This is a genomic window from Rhodococcus sp. SJ-3, from assembly GCF_051918125.1.
GTDB lineage: Bacteria > Actinomycetota > Actinomycetes > Mycobacteriales > Mycobacteriaceae > Rhodococcus.
In genome coordinates, this window is sequence record NZ_CM123306.1 from 2,665,890 (window position 1) to 2,692,141 (window position 26,252).

The window sequence follows — 26,252 nt, forward strand, 5'->3', positions numbered from 1 at the left end:
GTGCGGATTGTGGCGCGCCGGACGCTACCCTCGACTCCGTGCCCGAACCCCACGACCACGTTCAGCCGCTGCCGGAACACCACGCTCCGCTCGCTCCCGAGCTGCCGCTGACCGACTCGACCGCCGACGAAGCGCTCGACCTGAAGACGCAGCTGGTGCGGTTCGTGATCACCGGAGGGCTGTCGGCCATCGTCGACTACGGCCTGTATGTGCTGCTCATGGCGCTCGGTGTCACCCGTGATCTTGCGAAGGCGCTGTCCTTCATCGCGGGTACCACCACCGCATACCTCATCAATCGGCGCTGGACCTTCCAGGCGCCGCCGAGCCGGTTGCGGTTCGCCGCTGTTGTGATCTTGTACGCGGTGACGTTCGCAGCCCAGGTCGGGATCAACAGGGTGCTCAACGAGTCGCTCGGTGACGATTGGTGGGTCACCCCGTTTGCCTTCGTCGTCGCCCAGGGCGTGGCGACGGTGATCAACTTCGTCGTGCAGAGGGTCGTGATCTTCCGGATCCGCTGAACATTTGGTGTTCTCGACGGCGTATATCGCTGTTGAGAACACCAAAGCTTCGGTGCGGTGGAACCGGGTGGGGCCGGGCTGCGTCGAACCGGGTATGCCACGTCAACGAATTCACGTGCTCATGGCCCGACAGGACGGCGTCATCATCCGCGACCAGGCGGTCGGGTGCGGGCTGAGCATCGCGACAATCGACCACTATGTACGGGCCGGAGAGTGGCGGTCACTTGCGCCCGGTGTGTATCTGCGCGCGGACCGGGAACAGACGCCGGCCGCCTGCCTGCGCGCAGCGGTGTACGGCGCCGGCGAGGGAGCGACGGCATGGGGGCCGAGCGCTGCGTGGTGGCACGGACTCCTCGATCGCGCACCGAAACGGCAGTACGTCACCGTGCCGCACCGTCGTGCGATCAAAGCGCCTCACGGCGTGAAGTTGCGACGACGAGACCTACTGCCTGAGGACGTGACGTCGGTGCGTCGTCTCCAGGTCACGGGGTTGCCGCTCGCCGTGGTCGAGGCAGCTGTCGAACTGGACAACGGATCGGTCTTCATGGACAGGGCGCTGCAACGGCACACCACACTGGGGTTGTTGGAGCGTGCCCATCGACGTAACCCCGGGCGACATGGGTCGCGGGCCGCCGAGCGTCTCCTCTGTACTGCGCGCAGCGGCGGACACTCCGAGGCAGAGCGAATCCTCTACAGCCTCTTGAAGGCCGCAGGTCTCACCGGATGGCGACCGCACGTGAAGAGTCATGGTTTCGAGATCGACGTGGCGTTCGAGGCGCAGCGCGTCGCCATCGAGATCGACGGATGGGCATGGCACCGAGACGCCGCGCGACACCGGCGTGATGCAGAGCGCCAGAACATACTGGTCAACGCAGGCTGGCACGTACTTCGCTTCACATGGCACGCGCTCGCCCACGACCCGGACGAGGTGATTTGCCATATCCGTCGGGCACTGGCCCGCTGAACTTTGGTGTTCTCGACGGCGTATATCGCTGTTGAGAACACCAAAGTTCGGGTCACACCCGCGGCAACCGTCCCGCAGCATGCGCTTCGGCGAGTGAGGGCGCTGCCCGGTCCTTGGGAGAGAGTTCGTACTCGAGCACACGCCCGCCCGGCCCGACCGTCGGCCATTCGATCCCGATGGCCGGATCCAGCGGGTGAACCTCGTGCTCACGTTCGGGGGCATAGCCCGTCGAGCACAGATACATCACCGTCGAATGGTCCTCCAACGCCAGGAACCCGTGCCCCAACCCCTCTGACAAGAAGATCGCACGACGATCGACGGTGTCGAGCAGCACCGAATCCCACTGCCCGAACGTCGGCGACCCCACACGAAGGTCGACGACGACGTCGAGCACCGACCCCGACGCGCACGTCACGTATTTTGCTTGCCCCGGCGGCGCATCCGCGTAATGGATTCCGCGCAGCACTCCCGCGGCCGACACCGAGCAATTGGCCTGCGCGAGATCGAGTTCCCGGTCGGTCGCTTCGATAAAGCTGGACTGCTTGAACCATTCGAGGAACACGCCGCGGTCGTCGCCGAACTGCTTCGGGGTGATCTCCCATGCGCCCGCGATCTTCAGTTCTCGGTACTGCATTTCCTCAGGAGTCCTTTCCCCTTGCGACCAGATCCAGCAGGTAGGTGCCGTAACCCGACTTCACCAGAGGGTGTGCCAAGGCTGCCAATTCGTCGTCGGTGATGAATCCGCGTCGCCACGCAACCTCCTCGGGCACTCCGATCTTCAAGCCCTGACGCTGTTCGATGGTGCGCACGAAGTTCGACGCGTCGAGCAGGGAATCGAAGGTGCCGGTATCGAGCCACGCGGTGCCGCGGGGCAGCACCTCGACCTGAAGTCTGCCGGTCTCGAGATATGCGCGGTTGATGTCGGTGATTTCGTATTCGCCTCGCGCGGAAGGTTTCAGCGACCGCGCGATCTCGACGACGTCGTTGTCGTAGAAATACAGTCCCGGTACCGCGTAGTGCGATTTGGGATCGGCCGGTTTCTCCTCCAGCGACAGTGCGCGACCATCGGAATCGAACTCGATCACCCCGTAGGCCGACGGGTCCGAGACCCGGTACGCGAAGACGGCACCGCCGTCGAGATCGTCGAACCGTTTGAGCTGTGTGCCGAGCCGCGGCCCGTAGAAGATGTTGTCGCCCAATACCAGAGACACGGTCTCACCGCCGATGTGATCGGCGCCCAGAACGAACGCTTGTGCCAGTCCGTCGGGCTCGTCCTGGACCGCGTAGGTGATGTCGATGCCGAACTGCGACCCGTCTCCGAGTAGATGCCGGAATTGGCCGGCGTCGTGCGGGGTGGTGATCAGAAGGATGTCGCGGATTCCAGCGAGCATCAAGGTCGAAAGCGGGTAGTAGATCATCGGCTTGTCGTAGACGGGAGTGAGCTGCTTGCTGATCCCCAGGGTGATGGGGTGCAGCCGCGAACCGGTCCCGCCGGCAAGGATGATTCCGCGCATGCCGGTCAGTGTCCCATGGGTAGGGTTGGCGTAATGAAGCTGCTCGTCACCGGCGGCGCCGGATTCATCGGCGCGAACTTCGTCCACCAGACCGTGGCCGACCGACCCGACGTCGAGATCACCGTCCTCGACAAGCTCACCTACGCGGGCAACCTCGAGTCCCTCGAACCCGTGACAGACGCGATCACCTTCGTCCACGGCGACGTCGCCGACACCGGGCTGGTCGACAAACTCGTCACCGACACCGACCTCGTGGTGCACTTCGCCGCCGAATCCCACAACGACAACTCGCTGGCCGACCCCTCGCCGTTCGTGCAGACCAACCTCCTCGGCACATTCGCCCTGCTCGAAGCCGTCCGCAAGCACGACGTGCGCTATCACCACATCTCCACCGACGAGGTGTACGGCGACCTCGCACTCGATGATCCGGCGAAGTTCACCGAGGACACGCCCTACAACCCGTCGAGTCCGTACTCGTCGACCAAGGCAGGCTCCGACCTGCTCGTCCGCGCCTGGGTGCGTTCGTTCGGTATCCGCGCGACCCTCTCGAACTGCTCGAACAACTACGGGCCGTACCAGCATGTGGAGAAGTTCATTCCCCGTCAGATCACCAACGTGCTCACCGGGGTGCGGCCCAAGCTGTACGGCACCGGCACGAATGTGCGCGACTGGATCCACGTCGACGACCACAACCGTGCGGTGTGGACGATCATCGACAAGGGTGTCATCGGTGAGACCTATCTCATAGGCGCAGATGGTGAAACGGACAATCGCACGGTCGTCGAGACTGTCCTCGAACTGTGCGGGAAAGACCCCGCCGGCTTCGATTTCGTTCCCGACCGCCCTGGCCACGACCTGCGTTACGCGATCGACGCGACCCGGCTGAAGACCGAACTCGGGTGGGAGCCTGTGTACAGGGATTTCCGATCCGGCCTGCACGCGACCATCGAGTGGTACCGCGCGAACGAGAAGTGGTGGCGTCCGCACAAGAGCGCGACCGAGGCCGCCTACCGCCGAACGGAACGCGCACTCGACGAGTGAGGGCGGTGCCCGTCAGGACGCAAAAGGTGCATTTCCCGCGATCCTCACCAATCGGTCGCAACTCTCACGTGATCGGCGAATGGCAGCGTTCCCGCTGATAATGTCGCATCCGGACCAACAGGATCGAGGAGATCGGGGAGTTACTCGATGGAGCAGGCACCTGCCGGCGACACGACAACTGACGGAAGCAACGTCGACGCGCTGGAGGAGGCCCTCATCGAGCCCGCACGTCGTGATCGGCTGATCGTTCAACGCGGACTGTTCGGGTCGCTCTCGCCGCGCGTACCAGAGAAGATGTACGTGGTCACCAAGGGCGACGCGGCCGCCGACCGGCACGGCCTCCAGCTCGCCGAGGGCGCGACCGCCCACACCAACACCTACTTCGGCCGGTTCGCCGCGACCTTCTGGCAACGGTGGACCGATGTGAAGACGGTGAACCTGCAGCTCACCTATGCCTCCTCGGGCAGTGCGACCTTCACGGTGTCGGCATCCGACGCTCGCGGTCGCGAGCGCGTCGTCACCACCTCGAAAGTATCGGGTTCGGGCGACCTCGATCTCGAACTTCCCATCGAGCGGTTCGTCGACGGCGGCGCGATGTGGTTCTCCGTGGAGTCCGGCAACGGCTCGCTGCTCATCTCCGACGCGCGCTGGACCGTCGCCGCTCCCGAGCACCTGCGACCGGCCGCCGTCGTCATCTGTACGTTCAACCGCGCCGATGACTGCACTATCACGGTCGGCACCCTCGCCTCCGACGACGATGCGATGGCCGACATCGACGCGGTGTGCATCGTCGACCAAGGCACCGACCAGGTGCGTTCGCGTCCCTCGTTCGCGGAGGTCGAAGAGAAGCTCGGCAAGAAGCTGATCTACCTCACGCAGCCGAACCTCGGTGGCGCGGGCGGATTCTCCCGCGGCATGTACGAGATCACCGGCTCTCCGAACTCGGCGCACGCCAACGTGATCGTCATGGACGACGACATTCTGTGCGAGCCGGAATCCGTGCTGCGACTCAACGCGTTCGCGAACATGACGGTGCAGCCCACGATCGTCGGCGCCCAGATGCTGTCGCTGAGCAACCCGCAGATCCTGCATGTCAGTGCCGAGCGTGAGGTGCTCGACGAGATCACTGCGGGTGAGCTCACCCCCGGTGCGAAGATGGGCATCGATCTCATCAAGAAGAAGCAGGATCCCCGCTTCGACGCAGGCTGGAACGGCTGGTGGACGTGCCTGCTGCCCGCCGAGATCATCGCCGAGTGTGGCCTGCCGATTCCGCTGTTCTTCCAGTGGGACGACATCGAGTACGGGATCCGAGCCCGCTTCGCCGGGCATCCCACCGTCACGCTGCCCAACGCGGGTGTGTGGCACGCCGATTTCCACCTCAAGGACTACGACGACTGGGCGCGGTACTTCAGCATCCGCAACGGTCTCGTCGTGTCGGCGCTGTACGGCCGGTTCGACGGCAACGACATCTCGAAGTATCTGTTCCGCAAGATCAGCGAGCTGATCGTGTCGATGCAGTACGGCTTGGCCGCGACCTTCATCAAGGCCGCCGAGGACTTCCTCGCGGGGCCCGACTTCCTCTACGACGGAGGGCAGTCTGTGCTGAAGGAGCTGCGCGAACTGCGCGACCGCTATCCCGAGACGAAGCCGCTGCCGGCGTCGCAGGTAGGCAAGGAATCGGATCCGCATACCCAGATGAAGGTGTGGGACTTCGAGCCCGACAAGAAGCGTGAGGGGCTCGTCCTCGTGAAGCGTGCGGTGCAGCAGTTCCGGGGTAAGGTCGACCGCCGTCAGGTCACAGTGCCTGCGCACTTCGCGAATTGGTGGCACGTGTCGTTGTTCGACACCGCCGTGGTCACCGACGCGTCGCAGAACGCGGTGCGGGTGCGCCGCCGCGACAAGGACACCGCCGTCGCACTCGCGAAGCATGCCGCGAAGGTGTGCTGGCAGCTCCGCAAGGAAGCGCCGCAGATGAAGAAGACGTGGCACGACGCCATGCCCAAGCTGACCAGCCGTGAGAATTGGGCGCGCCTCTACGGCATCGGCGAGTAGTAGCACGTGAGGGCATGGCCGCTTCCCCTGATCGTCGGGGGAGCGGCCGTGTTCGTAGGTGCGGCTTTTTCGTGGGTTCCGTCGTTCTGGTGGGACGAGGCCGCCACCGTCTCGGCGGCGAATCGTCCCCTCGGGGCGCTCCTCGAACTGCACGCCCAGCGCGATGCTGTGCACGGGCTGCACAACCTGCTTCTGCACTGGTGGTTCTCGCTGGCGGGAATCAGTGAGTTCACCGCCCGGATCCCAGGTGCGGTGGCGCTCGGGGTCGGCGCGGCCGCAATCACCGCGACCGGACACAAGCTCGGCGGGCCACGAGTCGCTGTCGCGTCGGGTGTGTTGTTCGCGATCACACCGCGGGTGACGTGGGCAGCAACCGAAGCGCGCTCCTATGCTTTCGCGATCGCAGGGGCAGCGCTGTTGACCCTGCTGCTGGTGAAGGCCCTGACCGCGGGCCACACACGCTGGTGGGTGGCGTACGCCCTGCTGGCTGCGGTTTCGACGGTGCTGTTCGTCTACTCCGCGACAGTGGTCCTCGCGCACGCGGTGACAGTCCTGTTGCTCTCGCGTGACCGTGTGAGGTTCGCCGTCGCAGCGGTAGCCGGAGCGGCGCTGTCGGCGCCGTTCATGGTGCTGGCGTCGACCCAGATCCAGCAGGTGTCGTGGATCCCGCCGCTCGACGCCACTGTGGTGCGCACGATCCTGGTCGACCAGTGGTTCCCGCAAGCACCGTGGGCGGCGGCACTGTGCGCGGTGATCGTCGTCGCGGGTGGGGTCGTTGCGGTGCGGATGGGTGTGACACCGGGGGAGCGGATGCTGCTGGCGGTGGCGCTCCCTGGATTCGCCGTGCCGATGACGGTGCTGCTCGCGGGTTCGCTGGTGTCGCGCAATCTGTATCTCGACCGGTACCTGTCGTTCACGGTGCCTGCGATGGTGCTGCTGGTGGGCTGGGCGCTGGCTCGGGTCGCGACTCGGTGGTGGACGCTGCTCGTCGTGTTCGTCGCGCTGGCTGTGGCAGTGTCACCGGCCTACATCGCGCAGCGTCAGCCGTTCGGGAAGGCAGGTGGGATGGATTACAGCGCGGTCGCCGACCGGCTCATCGAGGTGTCGGAGGCAGGCGACTGCGTCGCATTCGAGCCGACCATCTCGTGGGCACCGACCTCCCCGCGAGCGGTCATGGATGCGCGGCCGGATTCGGTGGTGGGTCTCGATGATGTCGGGCTGGGGCGCAGCGCGGCCGAGCGAACTCAACTGTGGTCGAGTGATGCGGCGCCATCCGAATCGGCCGTTCGTGCGGCCGCCCGGTGCACGGTGCTGTGGGTGATCGCGGATCGTGAGCGCGATACCCCCTGGAAGCTGTGGCATCCCAACAATGTGTGGTGGCGATTCGAGCCGTATCGATTCACCGACACGGAGACCTTCCACGAACTGGCCGAGGCGGGATTCGAGATCACCGACCGCGACGCGGTCCACCGGTTGCAGCTGATCAGGCTGCAACTCGGTCAGACCCAGTAGGCGACGCGTGCGCGGTAGTTGCGCATCGCGAGCAGGGCGAGTCCCCAGCCGAGCACGGTGATCACGAGGACGATGACCCAGTGGTAGAGCTGCTGGTCGCCGCCGAGCAGCGGGGTGCGGACGATATCGAGGAAGTGATAGAGGGGATTGATCTCGGCGATCTTTGCCCGGCCCTCGTTGCCCGTGCCGACGAGGGTCTGCTCGGTCCAGATGATCGGCGTCATGAAGAACAGCAACTGGACGATGCTGCCGAGCAGTGGGGAGATGTCGCGGTAGCGGGTAGAGAGGATGCCGAACACCAACGACACCCACACCGCATTGATGGCGATCAACGCCAGCGCCGGGATCGCCGCGATGGCGGTCCAATGCAGCGGCTGCGGAAAGACGATGAGAATGCCCACGTAGATGACGATGTTGTGCGCGAACAAGATCATCTGTCGCCACACCAGGCGATACACGTGCACGCTCAGCGGCGTCGGCAACTGTTTGATCAGGCCCTCATTGGACATGAACACGTCGGCGCCCTCGAGGATCGAACCGCTGATCAGGTTCCAGATGATGAAGCCGAGGGCCACATACGGCAGGAACGTGGGTACGTCGAGGTTGAACAATGTGCCGTACAGCACGCCCATCGCGATCGCGGAGACGCCCGTCGCAATGGTGATCCAGAACGGGCCGAGCACCGAGCGCCGGTACCTCTGTTTGATGTCCTGCCATCCGAGGTGGAACCACAGCTCACGATGCGCGAACCCATCGCGGAGGTCCTCGAATGCACGCTTGAATGTGCGGGAGGACGATTCGATCGGCTCGTCATCGACGGTGAGGGCATCAGACACGGGTCCCGAGCCTACCCGCGCTGAAATGACGTCTGTTCGGTGTGGTGGTCGGCGGCTCCATCCAGGAGCGTCGCGAGTGTCCGGAGTCCGCGCTCGGTGTCAGCGGCATCGGCGTGACTGAAGTTCAGCCGCATGGTGCCGAGCTGTGGACGGTCGGGGAAGAACTCCTCGCCAGGCATGAACGCGACGCCGCGATCGATTGCCGTGTGGAGAAGCGTTCGGGTGTCGAGTGGCCGTGTGAGGCGGAGCCAGAAGAACAGCCCGCCTGCGGGGGCCTGCCACTCGGCGAGCCCGCCGAGGTGACGGCGTAGTGCGTCGTCGAAGACGTCGCGGCGGTTTCGGTAGAACGACGCGAGGTCGTCGAGGCGTTGCGCCCAGCTCGGGTCGGTGACGGCGCTCAGCACGAGTCGCTGCGACAAGGTGGAGCTGTGCAGGTCGACAGCCTGCTTGAGCATCACCAGATGCGGGAACAGATCCTCGGACGCTGCGAGGAACCCGAGGCGAAGTCCGGGTGCGAATGTCTTGGAGAACGAACCCTGATACACCCATGATCCGCCGCCCATGCGGGCCGCGACGGGCACTCGGTCGCACGGTTCGTACGTGAGCTCGCGGTACGGGTCGTCCTCGAACAGCGTTGTGCCGCTGTCCAGGCAGGCGCGGGCGAGACTGTCACGCTCGTCGCGTGTCGCGCACCTTCCGGTGGGGTTCGCGAAGGTAGGCACGACGTAGGCGAGGGGCGCGGTCGGTGCGCGGTCCCAGTCGAGGTTTGTGAAGTCGGCGCCGTAGAGGCGGAAGACCTGCAGTGCCGCGAGGTAGGTGGGGGATTCGACGGCCACGGGCGTGCCGGGGTCGATGAACAGCTTCGAGACGAGGTCGATGCCCTGCTGACTGCCGGACAGGATCATCACGCGCTCGGTGGGTGCGTCGAGGCCGAGCGCGCGTAGTTGCTCGGACACGGCGGCCCGCAGTTCCGGGTCGCCTTCGCTCGGTCCGTACTGGAGTAGGGCGGGGTCGTCGGAGTGGGCCAGGTGCGGAAGGGTCTCCGATGCGGGGAGCCCGCCCGCGAACGACACCATGCCCGGCCGGTCGATGACGGAGAGAATTTCGCGGATCGGTGATGGGCGAAGCGAAGCGATGCGTTGGGAGAGCATGGGCGATTCCCATCAAATAGGTCAATGTTGTTGACGTACTCTAGGACATGAGTGAGAATAAGGTCAACGTGTTTGACCCAAATCGTGAGGCGGAGTTGAGAGAGGCGATCGAAGATTTCTTCTTCGGTTACCGAGCCTTCACCGCGCTACCCGATCGACTACTCGCTGAACGCGGACTCGGCCGGACGCACCACCGCATCCTGCACTTCGTCCGCCGCGACGACGGGCTGTCGATAGGCGAACTCCTCGACATCCTCGGTATCACCAAGCAGGCACTGCACCGGCCCATCAAGGACCTCGAAGGGCAGGGGCTGATCGCCATCGCACCCGATGTGAACGACCGGCGTGTCCGTCGGCTCACGATCACCGACGACGGACGCACCCTCGAAGCCGAGCTGACCGCTGCGCAGATGCGCCTTCTCGACGACGTGTTCCGTCAGGCAGGAAGCGGTGCGGAAACGTCGTGGCGGGCGGTGATGGAGTTGCTGCGCGCAGACCCTCTCGATCAGGACGCTCGTGCACTCTCGACTTTCACGACAACTGCTGCGCACGCACCGATCTCGGGGGGATAGTAAGTCATCGACCCGCGCGGTCGACGAAGCTCTGCATGCAAGGAGTACTGGTTGACCGACGCAGAACCGCCGCATCCGAGAATCGAACGCAGCCAATTCGGAGTACCCGAACGACGCAGGGAGCCTGCGCTCGAAGATCTGCCCCCGATCTCCAGCACCGAGTTGAGCAAGGGGCCGACCGAGCTCGCCGAACACCGGGGACCCCGCGTCAATTGGCGCGTCTTCGTCATCTCGGCTGCCGTCGTCCTGGCGTTCTCCATCTGGGCCATGGTGATGCCCGATCAGGCCAAGGAGACCATGCACACGGTCGTGACGTGGATCGCGACCAATGTGGGCTGGTTCTACGTCGTCACGGTCACCTTGGTCATCATCTTCGTGCTCTGGGTTGCGCTTTCGAAGGAGGGCAGCGTCAGACTCGGACCTGATCGAGGCCCACCTCGGCTTCCTCAGCTACTCGGCCGAACACGACTATGCATCGAAGCTGACGCCACCCACGGTCCCCGCTATCGAGGGAACTCCGTCGATACCCGTCACCGCCGACGACGTCGAGCGCATCGATGACGACAAACCCGGCGAATAACGTCGGCTGTGACTCTAGGGCCCTTCGACCTCTTCTGCGGGAACGCGCATGGCCACTGGGGCCGACTGCTTGTCGTCGGTCGACGCATGCTCTGCCGGATCGACGACGAGGACCGGTACGGGGCAGTGCTCGGTGAGATACGCGGCGACGCTGCCCAGCATCCGGTTCGACATGCCCCGGCCGCGCTTGCCGATCACCAGTACATCGGCATGCTGTTCGGTCGCGAACCATCGCAGGCTCTGCCCTGCCGGACCGGCGATGACCGCGTAGCCGACCGGGACCTCCTCGGAGCCGGATGCTGCCGCTTCCAGCCGTTCCTTCGCCCCGGCGAGTACTTCGGAGTCGATGTCGGATGCGTCGTCGTATGACACCACCGCGACGAGTTCGAGTACCCCGCCTCCCGGCGCGAACAGTTGCCGCGCGGTATGCAGAGCCTGTTCGGCCTCCTTCGATCCGTCGAATCCCACCATCACGCGCAGACCGCCGGACTCCTCGCCACCGGCACCCCACATCGCGACCGGCTCCGACGTCACGGACCGGGGATTCCGTTCGATGCGCTCGAATGCGATGGGTACGAACAAGGGGCCGAGGATCACCGCGATGAGTGTCCATCGTGGGTCGTGCCCCTTGCGGGCCATCCACAGTCCGGTGGCGAGCCCGGTGAGCACCCACACGCCGATGAAAACCCACAGTGCCGTCCAGTTCACGGCGCCCTCCTCCTGAAATGTGACGGAACGAAGATCGGCCGGGAGGTGATCATCGTCCCTGGTGGATGTCGGGGATTCCATGGCCGTCGTCGTCGACCCGATCGTGCTCGGCGATGCGCCGGTACGCACGGTTACGGATGGTGAGGACGATCGAAGCCAGAACAGCGCTCAGTACCGATCCACACAGCACAGCGACCTTGGCGTGATCTGCCTCGACCGATCCCGCGCCGAACGCAAGATCGCCGATCAGCAGGGAGACCGTGAATCCGATGCCGCCGAGTAGCGCCACACCGAAGACGTCGACCCAGCGCACATCGTCGTCGAGGCGCGCTCGGGTGAATTTCGCCATCAGATAGGTGGTTCCGAAAATCCCGATGACCTTGCCGACGACGAGGCCGGTCGTCACTCCCACGGAGACGGGATCGGTGATCGTGGAGGTCAGGCCCGAAAGGCCTCCCACAGTGACGCCGGCGGCGAAGAACGCGAATATCGGCACAGCGATTCCCGCAGACAGCGGGCGGACCCGATGTTCGACATGTTCGGCGACCGCGATCTTCTTGCCGTTCACGTGCCGCGACACGGGAACGAGGAAGCCGAGCAGCACACCGGCGATGGTGGCGTGCACCCCGGACTGGTGGACGAGCCACCACGTGATGACGCCCAAAGGCACCAGAACCCACCACGCAGTCACCCCGCGTTGCATCGCGAAACCGAAGGCGGCCAGCGGAATCAGGGCACCACCCAGATACAGCAGGTTCAGTTCGTCGGTGTAGAACACGGCGATCACCGTCACTGCGAGCAGGTCGTCGACCACCGCGAGGGTGAGCAGGAAAGTCCGCAACGCTGTGGGCAGATGCGACCCGATCACCGCGAGAACGGCCACGGCGAATGCGATGTCGGTGGCGGTCGGAACCGCCCAGCCGTTCAGTGCTGCGGCACCACCCTGCAGGTTGATCGCAACGAAGATCAATGCCGGGGCCATCATCCCGCCGACTGCCGCGACGATGGGCATCGCCGCGCGTCGGAGATCGCGCAGATCACCCTCGACGAATTCGCGTTTGAGTTCGACACCGACGATGAAGAAGAAGATTGCCAGCAGTCCGTCGGCGGCCCACGTGCCCAGCGACAGATGGAGATGCAACGACTCCGGACCGAACGTGGTGTCGCGCAGCGTGTGATACGAATCCGACCACGGGGAGTTCGCCCAGATCAGCGCCGCGAGCGCAGCAAGCAACAGCAGGGCGCCGCCGACCGTCTCCTTGCGCAGTATGTCCGTGACGCGACGTGACTCTTCCGAGGAACCGCGTGACAGCAAGGGAAGTGACGAGAAGATTCCGGGCATCACACGCCTCCGGATACGGACAAGGAATCGTTGCGATGGCACGACGGAATCATGAGACCTCCGGTTCGACAGCAGAAAACACTCGCCGACCAGACTTCCCGGCACACCGCACGTAACCGTACCGCACCGGCGGCCACCGGTGCGGTACGAGAGTGTCCGACGCCGAGAAGAATCTACGGGGTGGTGTCGTAGAGACTCGCAATCTGCTCGGCGTACTTGGCGTCGATCGGCTTGCGCTTGAGCTTCATCGTGGGGGTCAGTTCGTCACCCGACGGTTCCCAGATGGTCGGCAGGACCGTGTACTTCTTGATCTGCTCGACCCGCGACAGCTTCGAATTCGCCACCTGCACTGCTTTCTCTATCGCATCGAGGACGACGGGATCGTCGGCAAGTTCCTCATGGGTGCCGGACAATCCGTGCTCCTGTGCGAAGGCTGCGAGTGCGTCGGGGTCGAGTGCGAGCAATGCGACGTTGAACGGCCTGTCGTTGCCGATGGCGACGGCCCCTCCGAGCATCGGGCACGCTGCGCGGAGGACACCTTCGATGTTGGCGGGCGACATGTTCTTTCCCGCGGCGTTGACGATGAGTTCTTTCTTGCGGTCGATGAGTCGAACGTAGCCGTCGGCGTCGATCTCTGCGATGTCGCCGGTGTGCAGCCATCCCTCGGAATCGATCGCGTCGGCGGTCTTCTCCGGATCGTTGCGGTACCCCTTCATGAGCAGAGGGCCTCTGACGAGGAGTTCGCCGTCCTCGGCGGTCTTGATCTCCACGCCGGGGACCGCTCGGCCGACCGTCCCGATGCGAATGGCGTCGGGCCGGTTCATGGTCACCACGCAGGACGTCTCCGACATACCCCACACCTCGGAGCACGGAATTCCCAGTGCCAGTACGAATTCGAGAACCTCGGGTGAGATCGCGGCGGCGCCGGTGACGGCGGCGCGAACCTCGTCGAGTCCGAGCTTCTGTCGGATCTTCGACAGCACCAGCTTGTCGGCGAGACCATGCTGCAATTCGAGCGTCCTCGGGACGGGCTTGCCGTCGGACTGCAGCCGCGCGCGCGTGCGGCCGACATCGATTGCCCACAACGCGAGCTTCTTCTTGACCGGGCTGGATTCCTCGGCGAGTGTCTTGTCGATCGCGGCCTTGAGCTTGTACCAGACCTGCGGCACGGCGCCGAACAGCGTTGGGCGGACACTCGGCAACACCGCGATCGCCTGTTTGAGGTCGTCGAGTGTCGTGATCTGCATACCGCCGTAGATGCTCGAGTAGTGTGAACCCCACCGGTTCGCGATGTGCGCATCCGGTAGATACGACACGATCCGGTCGGCGACACCGGTGGGCAGGAACGTGGTGGTCGCTTTCAATTCGGCAAGCAGATTCGCATGGGTCAGTTCGACACCCTTCGGGGGTCCTGTGGTGCCGGACGTGTAGATGAGAGTGAGCAGGTCCGACGGTTGCACGGCCTTCCACGCCGCCTCGAAGTCGAATTCTGCATCGGCGGCAGCTTCCAGATCGTCGAGCGACAGCGTTCCCTCGGGCTTTGCGTCGATGCACACCAGGTGCTCGACCTTCGTGGTGCCGATCGCTTCCGTCAATACCGGGACGAACTGCTCTTCGCAGATCATCACACGGTTGCCTGCATTGCCGAGCACGTACGAGATCTGTTCGGCGGTGAGCGAATTGTAGATCGAGAAGGGGGTTGCGCCCAGGTGGAATGCTGCAGTGTCGACGAGATGGAACTCCGGCCGGTTGGTGAGCATCAGGCCGACGGTGTCGCCGTGCCGAACGCCTAGGCCGGCGAGTCCGGCGGCGAGCTTCTCGACGCGGTCGGCGTATTGGCTCCATGTGTACCGGACAGAATCGTCCGGTGTGCGCAGCGCGATGCTGTCGGGGTACGCCGCGGCGGTGGACTGGAAAGCATGGCAGAGGGTGGACGGTGCACTGTCTCGATTTGTCATGATCGCTCCAGGGAAGAATGGTGCGAAAAGTGTAAAGGGGACTGCACACGTTCGTGGGCGGATTGGTGTGAATGGCTGGAGCGCTACGGATCCGCGCTCAGGGACGCTCGAACTTCTCCTCGCGTCCCAACTTGCGTAGCCGCACCCACTCACGCAAACCGGCCGGGTCGCGTCGGGTCACCAGGAAGTACCAGCCGAACCGCACCCACTCCTGCGGCAGCAGTCGTCGCAGACCGGGTTGTGACAGCAGATAGCCGCGGTTGCGGTAGGTGAAGAAGCGTTTGACATCGTTGTCGGGGAACTGGGTGTGCATCCGTCCGCCGAGGATCGGCTTGAATTCGTCGGCGCCATCAGGATGCAGGTAGGCGGTCTGCAGGCACGTCCCGAAAGGAAGCCCCGAACGTACCAGCCGTCGGTGGACCTCCACCTCGTCGCCGCGCACGAACAGCCGCAGGTCGGGGACGCCGACAGCGTCGATCGCATCCGCGGTGAACAATGCGCCGTTGAACAGCGACGCGATACCCGGCAGCAGATCCTCGTCGCCGAGTTCATGACGCCACCGCCGCCACACCACTCCGCGGCGAAGGGGGAACGCCAGCCGGTCCGGCTCGGCGATGTCGCAGACGACAGGGGAGACTTCGGCCAGCCCGTTTCGCTCCGCGCAGTCGAGCAGCCTCGCGAGAACCTCATCACCCTCAGGCCGACCGTCGTCGTCGGCGAGCCACACCCGGTCGGCGCCCAGCGACAGCGCGAACAGAATGCCGAGCGCGAAGCCACCGGCACCCCCCAGGTTGTGCTTCGACCCGAGATAGGTCGTGGGTATCTCGACCGCGTCGACGAGCACACGCACCTCGTCTTCGTCCGCGTTGTCCACCACGACGAGATGATCGAGGGGGCGCGTCTGCGCAGCCAGCACCTTCAGCGATTCGGCCAGAAGTTCGCGGCGACGATGGGTGACGACGACGCCGATGATGCGTTCGTCAGGCACCGTTGCCGCCCGTCGGGTCCGCATCGACGACAGAAGCCGATCCGGCGGTGCGTTCACGTTCGAGTTCTTCGAGGACAGTGCGCACGTGGTCGCCCGCGTCGTTGCCTTCATAGGCGCGCACCACGTCCTCGATGCCGCCTTCCTGCCGGATCTGGCCATGATCGATCCACATGGCCCGGTCGCACAACTGCGCGAGGAACTCGTTGGAGTGGCTCGCGAAGACGAGGATGCCCGAACGCGCCACCAGTTCCTGCAACCGGATGCGAGCCTTTTTCATGAACTCGGCATCGACTGCGCCGATGCCTTCGTCGAGGAGCAAGATCTCCGGGTCGATGCTGGTGACCACACCCAGCGCGACACGCACGCGCATGCCCGTCGAATAGGTGCGCAGCGGCATCGACAGATAGTCGCCGAGCTCGGTGAACTCGGCGATCTCATCGACCTTTGCCAGCATCTGCTTGCGGCTCATACCGAGGAACATGCCGCGGATGAGGATGTTCTCGTAACCGGAGATCTCGGGGTCCATGCCCACACCGAGGTCGAACACCGGCGCGACACGTCCGCGCACCCGCGCCGCGCCGCGCGTCGGCTCGTAGATGCCCGACAACAGGCGCAGCAGTGTCGACTTTCCAGCTCCGTTGTGGCCGACGAGGCCTACTCGGTCGCCTTCCTTCAACGACATGGTGATGTCGCGGAGCGCTTCGACGACGACGACGTCGGAGTCGTTGCGGCCGATCGAGCCGCCGGCCTTGCCCAGGAACGCCTTCTTCAGCGACCGGGTCTTGGCGTCGAAGATCGGAAAGTCGACGCATGCGTTTCGGGTTTCGATGCTGACTCGGCTCACGATGCTGCTCCAGACGCTGACACGAGTTTCGAGCCTACCGGTCCGCTTCTGATGTCCGACGCCTACAGGTACTGGCCGGTGCCCGTGTGGCCGTGGCCTTGCTGGTCGTCCGGTCCGGCCTGGATGTTCAATCCGGGCGGCAGCGCGCCCTGGCGCATCTGTTCGAGCTGCGCGCGGGCCGCCATCTGCTGAGCGAACAGAGCCGTCTGGATGCCGTGGAACAAGCCCTCCAACCACCCGACGAGCTGAGCCTGGGCGATACGGAGTTCGGCGTCGGACGGCACGGAGTCTTCGCTGAACGGCAGCGCGAGCCGCTCGAGTTCTTCGCGCAGATCGGGCGCGAGACCTTTTTCGAGTTCCTGGATCGAGGAATGGTGGATCTCCTTGAGCCGTGCTCGGCTCGCGTCGTCGAGGGGCGCGGACTTCACCTCTTCGAGCAGTTGCTTGATCATGGTGCCGATACGCATGACCTTCGCGGGTTGCTCGACCATGTCGGCGAGGGTCTCGCCGGAACCGGCCTCGTCCGCGGACGCTTCTTGTGATCCCGGCACCTCGGGCTGCCCCACTTCGCCGCGGGGAATACGGACGGGCTGTCCGTCCGGGCCGATCACCAGAACATCGTCATTCTCGGGATGCGTCATGGGTCAATTCTGGCCTTTCCGGGCGAGCGCTGGGTCATCGGCCCGATCTGTGCGTGGAATGTCCGCGATTTCCCCGTTCGAGCGTACCGACCGGTCGAGCGTTGCCCGGGGAGCGAACAACCGCCGGTTGACTCCAAGATTTAGAGTGTCTGCCATGGCTTACGACGTTGCCCGGATTCGGGGGTTGATCCCCTCGCTCGGCGACGGTTGGATCCACCTCGATCCTCAGGCAGGCATGCAGATCCCTGACGCGGTGTCGCGCACCGTGTCGACAGCCTTCCGAAATGCTGCAGGATCGGCGGCGGGCCGGCATGTCTCGAACCGTCGAAGCGCAGGGATTCTCGACGCGGCACGCACCGCGATCGCCGACGTTGTGGGCGGCGATCCTGCCGCCGTGGTCCTCGGACCGAGTCGCGCCGTGCTGCTCGCCTGGCTGGCCGAATCGCTGAGCCCGCGACTCGGGCTCGGTACCGGCATGGTGCTGTCGCGTCTCGATGATGAGGCGAACGTGGCGCCGTGGCTGCGGGTGGCGAGCCGTTACGGCGCGCAGGTGCGGTGGGCCGAGGTCGAGATCGAGACATGCGACATGCCGGCCTGGCAGTACGAGGAACTGATCACCCCGACGACGCGTCTGGTCGCTTTGTCGGCGGCCTCGTCGATCGTCGGCTCGGCGCCCGACGTCCGGGCGGTGGCCGACCTGGTCCACGACGTGGGCGGCCTCATGGTCGTCGATGCCGCAGGTGCCGCACCGTACGCCCACCTCGACATGGCCGATCTCGGCGCCGACATCGTCACCGTCGACGCGGCCGCCTGGGGCGGACCCCAGATCGGCGCGTTGGTCTTCGCCGACGCTGCGCACCTCGACCGGGTCCCGGCTATGTCACTCGACCCGCAGGCCCGAGGACCGGAACGGCTCGAAGTCGGGGGCCATCAATACGCGCTGCTCGCGGGCGTCACCACGTCGATCGATTTCCTGTCCTCGCTCGACGACGAAGCCACCGGTACCCGACGGGAACGGCTCGAGATTTCCATCAGTTCGATGCAGCACTACCAGGACAGGCTCTTCGAGCGGCTTCTGCGCCAGCTCGACAGTCTCACCGGTGTCGTGGTGCTCGGACGTGCGTCGAGTCGGGTGCCCACGATCAGCTTCACGATCGACGGTGTGCCCGCCGACAAGGTGGCTGCGCACCTGGCCGATCGCCGCATCGCGACTGTCGCAAGCACTCGCGGGACGAGCCGGTTGCTCGACTCACTGGGTGTGAGCGACGAGGGCGGCGCTGTCAGCGTCGGCCTCGCGCCCTACACCACGGCGTTCGAGATCGACCAGCTCGTCCGCGAACTCCGCAACCTCTGAGCTCACCTACGGTCGATCTCGAGTACCACCTTGCCCACTGTTTCCGGGGAGTCGAGGAGTTCGTGGGCCTTGGCGGCTTCCGCGATGGGGAGCTCGGCGTGCACGATGGGTTGGACCTTGCCTTCGGCAACCAGCGGCCAGAGATGTTCACGGACCGCTGCGACGATCGCGCTCTTACCCGATTTCCCGGTATCCGGTCGGCCGCGCAACCCCGTTGCAACGACGTGTCCACGCTTGGCGAGCAGCTTGCCGAGATTCAATTCGCCCTTGGTGCCGCCCTGCATCCCGATCACCACGAGCGTGCCATCGGGGGCCAGGACGTCGATATTGCGCGACAGGTACGCCGCGCCCATGTTGTCGAGCACCACGTTCGCGCCGCCGTAGGCCTTCTTCACTTCGGCGACGAAATCCTGGGCACGGTAGTCGATCGCCAGGTCTGCACCGAGTTCACGGCAGCGATCGAGTTTGCCTGCGGACGCCGTGACGGCCACCGTTGCGCCAAGGGCCTTACCGACCTGGATGGCATGCGTACCGATACCGCCGCCGCCGCCGTGCACGAGCAGGACATCTCCGCGGGTCAGGCCGGCGCTCATGACGACGTTCGACCACACCGTGCACGCGACCTCGGGCAGAGATGCTGCCGCAGCGAGGTCCATGCCGATAGGTACCGGAAGCAGCTGCGAGGCGGGAACCACAACCTGTTCCGCGTACCCACCGCCGGTGAGCAGCGCGCAGACGCGATCGCCGATCTTCCACCCGGAGACACCCTCGCCCAGCTCGGCGATCACACCGGAACATTCGAGTCCGAGGATCTCACTGGCCCCGGGCGGTGGCGGATACAGACCCCGACGCTGCAGCAGGTCGGCTCGGTTGACCGCGGTGGCGGCGACATCGAGAAGAACCTGGCCGGGACCGAGCTCCGGGTCCGGCTGTTCGATCCACTGGAGAACCTCGGGCCCACCGGGTTCGGTGGCGACGATTGCGTGCATGCCGACGACGTTATCGTGACGGGCTCGAGATAGGGCAATGACTCGCGAACATGCTCTCCGCGGAGTACCTGGCGGTAACTTCTCGGGTAGGCACGTGATTACACTTCCCGCGTGACCGGCGAACATGACACACCGAACTGGCTGACCGCGGAGGAGCAGAACGCCTGGCGACGGTATATGGACGGCAATAGCCGGTTGATGGAAGTGCTCAATCGGAACCTGCATGACCAGCACGGGTTGTCTCTTGCCGAATACCGGATCCTCGTCATGCTGACCGAAGCTCCCGAGGGTTCCCTGCGCATGAGTGAACTCGCCGACGGTGTGCTGTCGTCCCGCAGTCGCCTCACCCATCAGATCCGGCGTATGGAGACCGACGGGATGGTCGTGCGGAGCTCGTGCCCGGACGACGGTCGCGGCGTGCTCGCCACCGTCACCGATGAAGGTCGTCGTCGCCTCGCGGAAGCCGCTCCCACCCACGTCGATGACGTGCGTACCAACCTCATCGATCTGCTGAGCAAGAGCGAGCTGAAGACCCTTGCCCGGATTTTTGCGCGCGTGGACGGGGCCCTCGCTGAAAAGTAGTTCGGGGATGCAGTTAGGATTTGGCACGGAAGCGTGGCAGAGCGGCCGAATGCACTCGCCTTGAAAGCGAGCGTCGTGAGAGCGACCGGGGGTTCAAATCCCTCCGCTTCCGCCAAGGCCCCGACCTGATGCCTGCAGGTCGGGGCCATATCCTACGCAATCCGTTCCGCAGGCCTGACAGCCACCGCTTCCGGGGCACACGGGTGCCCTGGTGACGGTGGCTGTCTTTGTGTTCTGTTGCCGAACTACGCGCCGGTGACTGCGTCGAGGTCGGCTTTGATCACGATGCGTCCGTGGAGGGTGGTGGAGACGAACAGTGCGTTGCGGTCGGTGTCTTCGCCCGGTGGTGGGCCGTCGCCGGTGCCGAAGAGGTGTTCGAGTCGGTGGATCAGTGCCCGCACGGTGGCTTTGGTGGCGATGTTCTGGCTGGCGTGGTCGAGCAGGATGGTGCGGGCTTTGGTGAAGTCGCAGGGGTTCATGGTTGTGGGGTAGTGCTGGCAGAAGTAGGCGATCTGCCGGGCTTTCTCGGCGTCGAGTGCGCCTGCCGAGTAGGCGGCGCGGACTTCGGGTTCGAGTCGCAGGAGTTGCGCGAGCGAGATGATGCGCTGGCATTCGCCGATTTCGAGGTGTGTGGCTGCGGCGAGCCAGTGTGCGGGGCTGCGGTGGCCGTGTTCTTTCACGGTGTCGCGTTCGACCATCGCGATGATCAGGTCCACCCGCTGCACTTGCAGGGGCATGGATTTCGGCGGAGATGGCGAGTGTCTCGGCCATCAGTTGTGTGTCGTTGAGTCTCCAGAGTTCCCCACCCATGATCGAACTATATGGAATACATTTTCGAATGACAATAGAAACTCGATCGTCTGTTCGAAAGTACAACGTCATCCGACCTGCGTTGTGGCGGTGACGGCACCGTCTCCGGATCGCATCCGTATCGGGATTCCGCTGGGGTCCTGCGGTATCTCGACTGTGGTCGGTCCCGTCGCAGATACGGCGTCCACCGCGTAGCTGCCGGGCCCTGCGGCCAGCATGACGTCGCCGTATCGGGATTCGAGGGCGACGGCCGCACGGGTATCGGTCACCGCCAGGTCGCCGAACTTGGAGCTGCCGTGGACGACGGTGCCGTAGGGGACGACAATCTCGTAGCGGGCGACGCAGGTGGGGCTACCCACGGCGAACCTGTCGGGGCACCGCGCGCTGATCGTCAGACCCGACGAATCGGTGTCGATCGTCTCATCAGGCTTGTCGCCGTCGGTGAACTCGAGGGTGCGCCGGACCTCGATGTCGTCACGGTCGGAGCCGATCACCTGTGCGCTCAGCGACGCGGTGGTGACACCGAGTTGCTTCGCGCCTGCATCATCGAGCTCGAGTGTGACGGAGGCGATCGCGCCGCTGTAGCTGTCACTCAGCTGTTCCTGACTCGTCGAACCGGCGGTGCATCCGGCGAGTACAAGAGCCGAGAGTGTCAGTGCTGCAACCCCGGCGGGCAGAAAGGACTTCCGGGTCAGGTTTTCAACGACGGGCATGACGAACCTCCAGAACGAGTAGGGAAGCGGCGATCAACACTGCGCTGATACCGAGTGAGAACAGTGGGGACGGGCCACTGAGTGACCCGTCGGTGCGGAGCGCGCCCATGACGTCGACGGCGGCGACCCCGTTGAGTACGGCGTACCAGATCACCAGGTAGACCGCCTGGAATACACGTGCGCCCCGTCCGATCGACCCGATCAGCAGTGCAAGGGCAGGAATCAGCGCGGCGCCCGCAACCCACGCGGCTACGCCGGCCGAGTCCAGTGCGAGGAGCATCTTCGCCAGGGGGCCCGCACCGGCGACGACCGCAATGAGCACACCTGCACCCCACTCGGCGATGAGACGGATGCGCGACGAGACACCGCACTCCACAAGGGGATCGACGCCCTGTTCGTGTGTGAGTGTGCCGAGTCGCGACCACAGCAGTACCGGCAGCAACCATGCGAAGAGCAGAGCGGTGCCGACGCGATCAGCGGGAACCGCGAGGGCTGTGGCGGTCACGATCGCGAGCGTGAGCCACCACCACCGCGACACGCTGCCGAGATGGATACGTACCTCGCCGATCAGCAGCCCCAGGAACGCGTGTCCGTGCTCGGCCGGGGAGAGTCCATGTACGGTCTGTGAAAATGACGGCGCTGCAGTCGGTTCCGGAATCGGATCGAGTGGCTGGGTGGAAGCTTTCGGCAAGGAGATCTGCAGTCGTGACGGATCGAACCGGCTGAACCAGAACGACGGCGCGACCGCGACGAGCGTCGATATCGCAATCAATCCCACACCGGCTGCGACGAGAGCCGGGTCGAAGTCCATGCCGGACCACGTGAACTGTCCGAGCGCACCGGGTTCCGCGGTGAGCCCGATCGAGATCTCGTCATCCGCACCGGGGTACTGCATCGCCAGGTCGGCTTGGAACCCCGCGGTGATCGAACCGTAGACCAGCGGAATGCCGGCGAGAAACATCGACGGATAGACGAAGAACCACAGGATGTTTCCCGCCCCTCCTCGCAAGAACGGAATCGTCTCGAAGACAACGGCGGCTGCTGCGGCCACGGTCAGAACGGGAAGGCAGAACGCCGCGATCGGAAGCCAGAGCGCCGTCATGTCGAGGCCTGTGGATTCCCCACGGAGGAGCTGCATCACCGGTGCGATGAAGGCGAGTGCGGCAGCCATCGCTGCCAGCACCAGCAGGTTGCTGAGGTACTTTCCCAACAGATACATCGGCGTACGCAGCGGAGAGACAGCAAGCGTTTCGCCCACGCCGGTGACGACGTCGCGCGTGATGCCGCTACGGACGACGTAGAACCCGAACAGTGGCAGCCACAGGCTGCCGATCATGGCGAGCATCATTCCGATGTATGCGCTGTCGTATACGCCTCGGAACGACCCGACTTTGACCATCGCGTACGTGGCGGTGGCGGGCGGGACGGCAACATACCCGAGGGCGACGGCACCGAGGACCGTCACCAGGAACGCGGGGCGCCGCGCACGATCCCGGAAATCTGCCATCGCGACGGCAGCAGCCGCGCGGGTCATCGTGTCACCCCGGCAGGTGCTGTCGGGGTATGGACCGCACTGACGTACGCGTCTTCGAGGTCGGGTTCGACAGGACACGCGCTCGGAACCGGAGGGGTATGTGCGACCGCACGAACACGCACGCCCTGTGATGTTCGGACGGTGCGGGTGATCGTCGCACGCAGCCGGATGTCGGCTACGGCATCGATGGGTACGACGGCTTCCCACACCAGACCGTTCGCGGAGCGGAGGAGTTCTTCAGGGGTGCCGCGCCGACGTAGTTCGCCGGCGGTGAGGATTGCAATGTCGTCGGCGATCGCCTCGATATCCGACACGATGTGGGTGGACAGGATGACGATCCGGTCGGCCGCCAGATCGGCAAGGAGGTTACGAAAACGCATGCGTTCCTCAGGATCCAGCCCGACCGTGGGCTCGTCCACGACGAGGAGTTCAGGGTCGCCGAGCAGTGCCTGCGCGATGCCGACGCGCTGTCGCATACCGCCGGAGAATTTGCCCACCGGTCGCGATCGGGCGTCGGTCAGGTTGACGAGTTCGAGGAGTTCGTCGACCCGCTCCTTCGCAGACCGCGTGCTCAGTCCCTTGACTGCGGCGAGATACCGGAGGAACTCTCGGGCACTGAGATTCGGATAGACTCCGAAATCCTGTGGGAGGTAACCGAGGACGCGTCGGAGCGGTTCCGGCCGAGCGACGATGTCGGTGCCGTTCCACGTGACGGTGCCTGCAGTCGGCCGGGTGAGCGTGGAGAGAATGCGCATCAGCGACGACTTGCCTGCTCCGTTGGGTCCGAGGAGGCCGAGAACTCCAGGCCCGATCCGCATGCTGACGTCGGTGATCGCCTGCTTACCTCGATAGGCTTTGGTCACATTGTTCAGGTCCAATTGCATGACTACAGCCGACCATTCGGCAGGGGGTGCAGTCACTGGGTCCACATGGCCGATCGAAGGTGGTGCCAGCACCACCATTCGGCTGCACTTGGCGTCATCCCGAAACACCGGCCGCGTCGATAGGCTCACTCGTGTGTCCTCCGATGAACCGACCACGGTACTCACCGCGATCACACGGCGGCGCTTCCTGCTGTCGGGGTGGCCATGGCGGTCGCTGAGTTATCTGCTGACCGGTGTCCCGGTGGTGTGTGCGGTGGCGCTGCCGTTCGCGGCGTTCTGCGTACCGTGGTTGGTCCTGATCGTGTGGGCGGGCGACGGCATGTATCCGCAACCGCTCGGCAGGGTGTTGCTCCTCGGTGTTCTCGGCGTGGTGCTGGTGTTCGGGCTCGGCCCGCTGGTAGCGATACCGCTGGCGACTCTGGAACGTATGCGGCTGCGTCTGGTGAGCAGCGATCGGGCACTCTCGGCGCACCGCGCTCCTCCCGCCGCGGGTCTGTGGCCGTGGGTGCGCACCCGCTACACCGAGGCCGCGACATGGAGGGAGCTCGGCTACACAGTCCTGCTGCTCACATTGATTCCCGCGTTGTTGCTGCTGGCCGCGGTGATCGTCGGACTCATCGTCGTGATGGTGGTCAGTCCCCTGGTGGTGGGTGACGGTGAAGAGGCGGTGGCGCTCGGCTTCAGCCAGATCACCTCGGTCGATCAGGCTGTCCCCTACGCGATCGCAGGTCTGCTTCTGCTGCCGGCGGTCCCGTATGTGATTGCTCTGATCGCGGGACTGCACGGTGCGCTCGCCCGGTCGTTGTTGTGCGGCGACGACCCGGACGCGCTCCGCGCTCGGCTTGTCGAGGTGTCTCGGTCCCGGGCCCGACTGGTCGATGCTTTCGAAGCGGAGCGTCGCAGGATCGAGAGGGATCTGCATGACGGCGCGCAGTCGTTGCTCGTCAATCTCACCCTGCAGTTGGGTATGGCCAAACTCGACCTTCCACCGGGTTCCGCCGCCGCGAAGAGTGTGTCGCAGGCACACGACCAGGCGAAGAGATTGATGGCAGAACTGCGGCAACTCATCCGGGGAATCCATCCCAGGGTGCTCACCGACCGCGGTCTACCCGACGCCCTGCGTGAACTGACCGAGGACTTCGGCGTCCCGGTCTCCGTCACCGCGGAGGTTTCGCCACGCCCGGCGCCGGACGTCGAGGTCGCAGCCTATTTCGTGGTGGTCGAAGCGCTCAACAACATCGCCAAACATGCGGATGCGACGGCCGTCGGGGTGACTGCCCGGCGCGCCGGGGATCTGCTTGTCGTCGAGGTTGTGGACGACGGCTGCGGCGGTGCGGATCCGGAACGGGGCAGTGGTCTGACGGGGCTGGCCGACCGGGTCGCGGCGATCGACGGCAGAATGCTGCTGTCCAGCCCGCGAGGCGGGCCTACCGTCGTCCGTGTGGAGTTGCCGTGGATCGAGAGCTGACCGTCGTGCGAGTGATCCTCGCGGAGGATGGCGCACTGCTGCGCGAAAGTCTCGCCGCGATGCTCGAGCGATTCGGATTCGATGTGGTGGCCTCGGTCCCGGACGCTGTCACGCTGAAATCGGCTGTGGCCGAGAATCGCCCCGACCTGGTTGTGACCGATGTGCGGATGCCGCCGGGATTCACCGATGAAGGTTTGCGCGCGGCAGTGGAATTGCGACGCAGCTATCCCGGACTGGCTGTGGTCGCTCTCAGCCAGTACGTCGAACTGAGCTACGCCGATGAGCTTCTCGGGGCAGACGGAGGGCGCGTCGGCTATCTCCTGAAGGACCGTGTCGTCGATGTCGAGGAGTTCGTCTCCACCTTGCGTCAAGTGGTGTCCGGCGGCACGGTGATCGATCCCATGGTCGTACAGCAGTTGTTTCGTCGCCGACGAGATCCGTTGGCGCAGTTGTCGCCGCGCGAGCGGGAGGTGCTCGCCTCGATCGCAGAGGGGCATTCGAACGCGGCCATCGCCGCTGAGCTGTTCATCACGGAATCGGCCGTCGGCAAGCATGTCGGCAACATCTTCGGCAAATTGGCGTTGCCGCCGACCGACGACACGAATCGCCGCGTGCTGGCGGTCCTCGCGTATCTGCGTCGAGATGAGCTCGACTGAGGCGCTGCGACGTCCGAATCGTCCGAGATGGTCGGAATTCGC

At 64.9% G+C, this 26,252-nt stretch carries 26 protein-coding genes and 1 tRNA gene; 12 read left to right on the forward strand and 15 right to left on the reverse strand.

Features of this window, described 5'->3' with window-relative positions; genetic code table 11:
• The first annotated feature begins 38 nt into the window (after positions 1 to 38).
• Both ACTDXD_RS12240 and ACTDXD_RS12245 read left to right on the forward strand, forming a co-directional pair.
• Positions 39 to 518, forward strand: a complete 480-nt coding sequence (locus ACTDXD_RS12240) for a GtrA family protein (protein WP_440127269.1) — start codon at positions 39 to 41, stop codon at positions 516 to 518.
• 121 nt (positions 519 to 639) lie between these two features.
• The gene (locus ACTDXD_RS12245) at positions 640 to 1,482 is read left to right on the forward strand and encodes a DUF559 domain-containing protein (protein ID WP_440127270.1); all 843 of its coding nucleotides are present in this window, start codon (positions 640 to 642) and stop codon (positions 1,480 to 1,482) included.
• A 52-nt stretch (positions 1,483 to 1,534) separates the two neighbouring features.
• Here the strand turns inward: ACTDXD_RS12245 and ACTDXD_RS12250 are convergent, their stop codons facing one another.
• Together ACTDXD_RS12250 and rfbA are read right to left on the reverse strand one after the other, a co-directional pair.
• Positions 1,535 to 2,116 carry a dTDP-4-dehydrorhamnose 3,5-epimerase family protein gene (locus ACTDXD_RS12250; RefSeq protein ID WP_440127271.1) on the reverse strand — a complete coding sequence of 194 codons (582 nt, stop codon included), beginning with the start codon at positions 2,114 to 2,116 and terminating at the stop codon, positions 1,535 to 1,537.
• 4 nt (positions 2,117 to 2,120) lie between these two features.
• Positions 2,121 to 2,996 (reverse strand): glucose-1-phosphate thymidylyltransferase RfbA, encoded by an 876-nt coding sequence (gene rfbA / locus ACTDXD_RS12255; protein ID WP_440127272.1) that lies wholly within the window; start codon positions 2,994 to 2,996, stop codon positions 2,121 to 2,123.
• Positions 2,997 to 3,029: 33 nt separating this feature from the next.
• Between rfbA and rfbB the strand changes: the two genes are divergently transcribed.
• The 3 genes from rfbB to ACTDXD_RS12270 all read left to right on the forward strand — a co-directional run bounded on the left by rfbB (position 3,030) and on the right by ACTDXD_RS12270 (position 7,601).
• A complete protein-coding gene (gene rfbB / locus ACTDXD_RS12260; protein ID WP_440127273.1) occupies positions 3,030 to 4,037 on the forward strand; it encodes a dTDP-glucose 4,6-dehydratase in 1,008 nt (335 codons plus the stop codon).
• Between the two features lie 147 nt (positions 4,038 to 4,184).
• Positions 4,185 to 6,089, forward strand: a complete 1,905-nt coding sequence (locus ACTDXD_RS12265) for a glycosyltransferase (RefSeq protein ID WP_440127274.1) — start codon at positions 4,185 to 4,187, stop codon at positions 6,087 to 6,089.
• Between the two features lie 6 nt (positions 6,090 to 6,095).
• Positions 6,096 to 7,601: a glycosyltransferase family 39 protein gene (locus tag ACTDXD_RS12270; RefSeq protein ID WP_440127275.1), complete on the forward strand. Its 1,506-nt coding sequence runs from the start codon at positions 6,096 to 6,098 to the stop codon at positions 7,599 to 7,601.
• Here ACTDXD_RS12270 and wzm read toward each other — a convergent pair.
• Positions 7,589 to 8,437 (reverse strand): galactan export ABC transporter permease subunit Wzm/RfbD, encoded by an 849-nt coding sequence (gene wzm, locus ACTDXD_RS12275; RefSeq protein ID WP_440127276.1) that lies wholly within the window; start codon positions 8,435 to 8,437, stop codon positions 7,589 to 7,591. The genes ACTDXD_RS12270 and wzm overlap by 13 nt on opposite strands.
• A gap of 11 nt (positions 8,438 to 8,448) precedes the next feature.
• Positions 8,449 to 9,588, reverse strand: a complete 1,140-nt coding sequence (locus ACTDXD_RS12280) for a PLP-dependent aminotransferase family protein (protein WP_440127277.1) — start codon at positions 9,586 to 9,588, stop codon at positions 8,449 to 8,451.
• A gap of 47 nt (positions 9,589 to 9,635) precedes the next feature.
• On the opposite strand from ACTDXD_RS12280, the gene ACTDXD_RS12285 reads away from it, so the two are divergent.
• Positions 9,636 to 10,160 (forward strand): MarR family winged helix-turn-helix transcriptional regulator, encoded by a 525-nt coding sequence (locus ACTDXD_RS12285; RefSeq protein ID WP_169689281.1) that lies wholly within the window; start codon positions 9,636 to 9,638, stop codon positions 10,158 to 10,160.
• A 51-nt stretch (positions 10,161 to 10,211) separates the two neighbouring features.
• Positions 10,212 to 10,721: a BCCT family transporter gene (locus ACTDXD_RS12290; protein ID WP_440127278.1), complete on the forward strand. Its 510-nt coding sequence runs from the start codon at positions 10,212 to 10,214 to the stop codon at positions 10,719 to 10,721.
• 33 nt (positions 10,722 to 10,754) lie between these two features.
• Here the strand turns inward: ACTDXD_RS12290 and ACTDXD_RS12295 are convergent, their stop codons facing one another.
• The 6 genes from ACTDXD_RS12295 to ACTDXD_RS12320 all read right to left on the reverse strand — a co-directional run bounded on the left by ACTDXD_RS12295 (position 10,755) and on the right by ACTDXD_RS12320 (position 17,220).
• Positions 10,755 to 11,447, reverse strand: coding sequence for a universal stress protein (locus tag ACTDXD_RS12295; RefSeq protein ID WP_440127279.1), 693 nt, complete (start codon positions 11,445 to 11,447; stop codon positions 10,755 to 10,757).
• 49 nt (positions 11,448 to 11,496) lie between these two features.
• Positions 11,497 to 12,789, reverse strand: a complete 1,293-nt coding sequence (gene nhaA / locus ACTDXD_RS12300) for a Na+/H+ antiporter NhaA (protein WP_440127280.1) — start codon at positions 12,787 to 12,789, stop codon at positions 11,497 to 11,499.
• A 173-nt stretch (positions 12,790 to 12,962) separates the two neighbouring features.
• On the reverse strand, positions 12,963 to 14,747 hold the full coding sequence (locus ACTDXD_RS12305; protein WP_440127281.1) for an AMP-dependent synthetase/ligase: 1,785 nt from the start codon (positions 14,745 to 14,747) through the stop codon (positions 12,963 to 12,965).
• Positions 14,748 to 14,844: 97 nt separating this feature from the next.
• Positions 14,845 to 15,735: a galactofuranosyltransferase GlfT1 gene (glfT1, locus tag ACTDXD_RS12310; RefSeq protein WP_440127282.1), complete on the reverse strand. Its 891-nt coding sequence runs from the start codon at positions 15,733 to 15,735 to the stop codon at positions 14,845 to 14,847.
• Entirely contained in the window at positions 15,728 to 16,582 is an 855-nt protein-coding gene (gene wzt / locus ACTDXD_RS12315; RefSeq protein WP_440127630.1) for a galactan export ABC transporter ATP-binding subunit Wzt/RfbE, read from the reverse strand. Before wzt ends, glfT1 begins: the two co-directional genes overlap by 8 nt.
• Before the next feature lie 59 nt (positions 16,583 to 16,641).
• On the reverse strand, positions 16,642 to 17,220 hold the full coding sequence (locus ACTDXD_RS12320; protein ID WP_440127283.1) for a bacterial proteasome activator family protein: 579 nt from the start codon (positions 17,218 to 17,220) through the stop codon (positions 16,642 to 16,644).
• Between the two features lie 154 nt (positions 17,221 to 17,374).
• Between ACTDXD_RS12320 and ACTDXD_RS12325 the strand changes: the two genes are divergently transcribed.
• Entirely contained in the window at positions 17,375 to 18,574 is a 1,200-nt protein-coding gene (locus ACTDXD_RS12325) for a cysteine desulfurase-like protein (RefSeq protein WP_440127284.1), read from the forward strand.
• A 2-nt stretch (positions 18,575 to 18,576) separates the two neighbouring features.
• Here the strand turns inward: ACTDXD_RS12325 and ACTDXD_RS12330 are convergent, their stop codons facing one another.
• A complete protein-coding gene (locus ACTDXD_RS12330) occupies positions 18,577 to 19,563 on the reverse strand; it encodes an NAD(P)H-quinone oxidoreductase (protein WP_440127285.1) in 987 nt (328 codons plus the stop codon).
• Between the two features lie 111 nt (positions 19,564 to 19,674).
• On the opposite strand from ACTDXD_RS12330, the gene ACTDXD_RS12335 reads away from it, so the two are divergent.
• Positions 19,675 to 20,145 (forward strand): MarR family winged helix-turn-helix transcriptional regulator, encoded by a 471-nt coding sequence (locus ACTDXD_RS12335; RefSeq protein ID WP_346777576.1) that lies wholly within the window; start codon positions 19,675 to 19,677, stop codon positions 20,143 to 20,145.
• Positions 20,146 to 20,172: 27 nt separating this feature from the next.
• Positions 20,173 to 20,260: transfer RNA gene (locus tag ACTDXD_RS12340), tRNA-Ser, on the forward strand.
• A 130-nt stretch (positions 20,261 to 20,390) separates the two neighbouring features.
• Here ACTDXD_RS12340 and ACTDXD_RS12345 read toward each other — a convergent pair.
• From ACTDXD_RS12345 to ACTDXD_RS12360, 4 genes are all read right to left on the reverse strand, one after another.
• Positions 20,391 to 20,882 (reverse strand): DUF222 domain-containing protein, encoded by a 492-nt coding sequence (locus ACTDXD_RS12345; protein WP_440127286.1) that lies wholly within the window; start codon positions 20,880 to 20,882, stop codon positions 20,391 to 20,393.
• Between the two features lie 141 nt (positions 20,883 to 21,023).
• On the reverse strand, positions 21,024 to 21,668 hold the full coding sequence (locus ACTDXD_RS12350; protein WP_440127287.1) for a hypothetical protein: 645 nt from the start codon (positions 21,666 to 21,668) through the stop codon (positions 21,024 to 21,026).
• Entirely contained in the window at positions 21,655 to 23,202 is a 1,548-nt protein-coding gene (locus ACTDXD_RS12355; protein ID WP_440127288.1) for a hypothetical protein, read from the reverse strand. The genes ACTDXD_RS12350 and ACTDXD_RS12355 overlap by 14 nt, the downstream gene beginning before the upstream one ends.
• Positions 23,199 to 24,086, reverse strand: coding sequence for an ABC transporter ATP-binding protein (locus ACTDXD_RS12360; RefSeq protein WP_440127289.1), 888 nt, complete (start codon positions 24,084 to 24,086; stop codon positions 23,199 to 23,201). The genes ACTDXD_RS12355 and ACTDXD_RS12360 overlap by 4 nt, the downstream gene beginning before the upstream one ends.
• 133 nt (positions 24,087 to 24,219) lie before the next feature.
• Between ACTDXD_RS12360 and ACTDXD_RS12365 the strand changes: the two genes are divergently transcribed.
• On the forward strand, positions 24,220 to 25,554 hold the full coding sequence (locus tag ACTDXD_RS12365) for a sensor histidine kinase (RefSeq protein ID WP_440127290.1): 1,335 nt from the start codon (positions 24,220 to 24,222) through the stop codon (positions 25,552 to 25,554).
• Positions 25,539 to 26,210 carry a response regulator transcription factor gene (locus tag ACTDXD_RS12370; RefSeq protein WP_440127291.1) on the forward strand — a complete coding sequence of 224 codons (672 nt, stop codon included), beginning with the start codon at positions 25,539 to 25,541 and terminating at the stop codon, positions 26,208 to 26,210. Before ACTDXD_RS12365 ends, ACTDXD_RS12370 begins: the two co-directional genes overlap by 16 nt.
• Positions 26,211 to 26,252 lie beyond the last annotated feature (42 nt).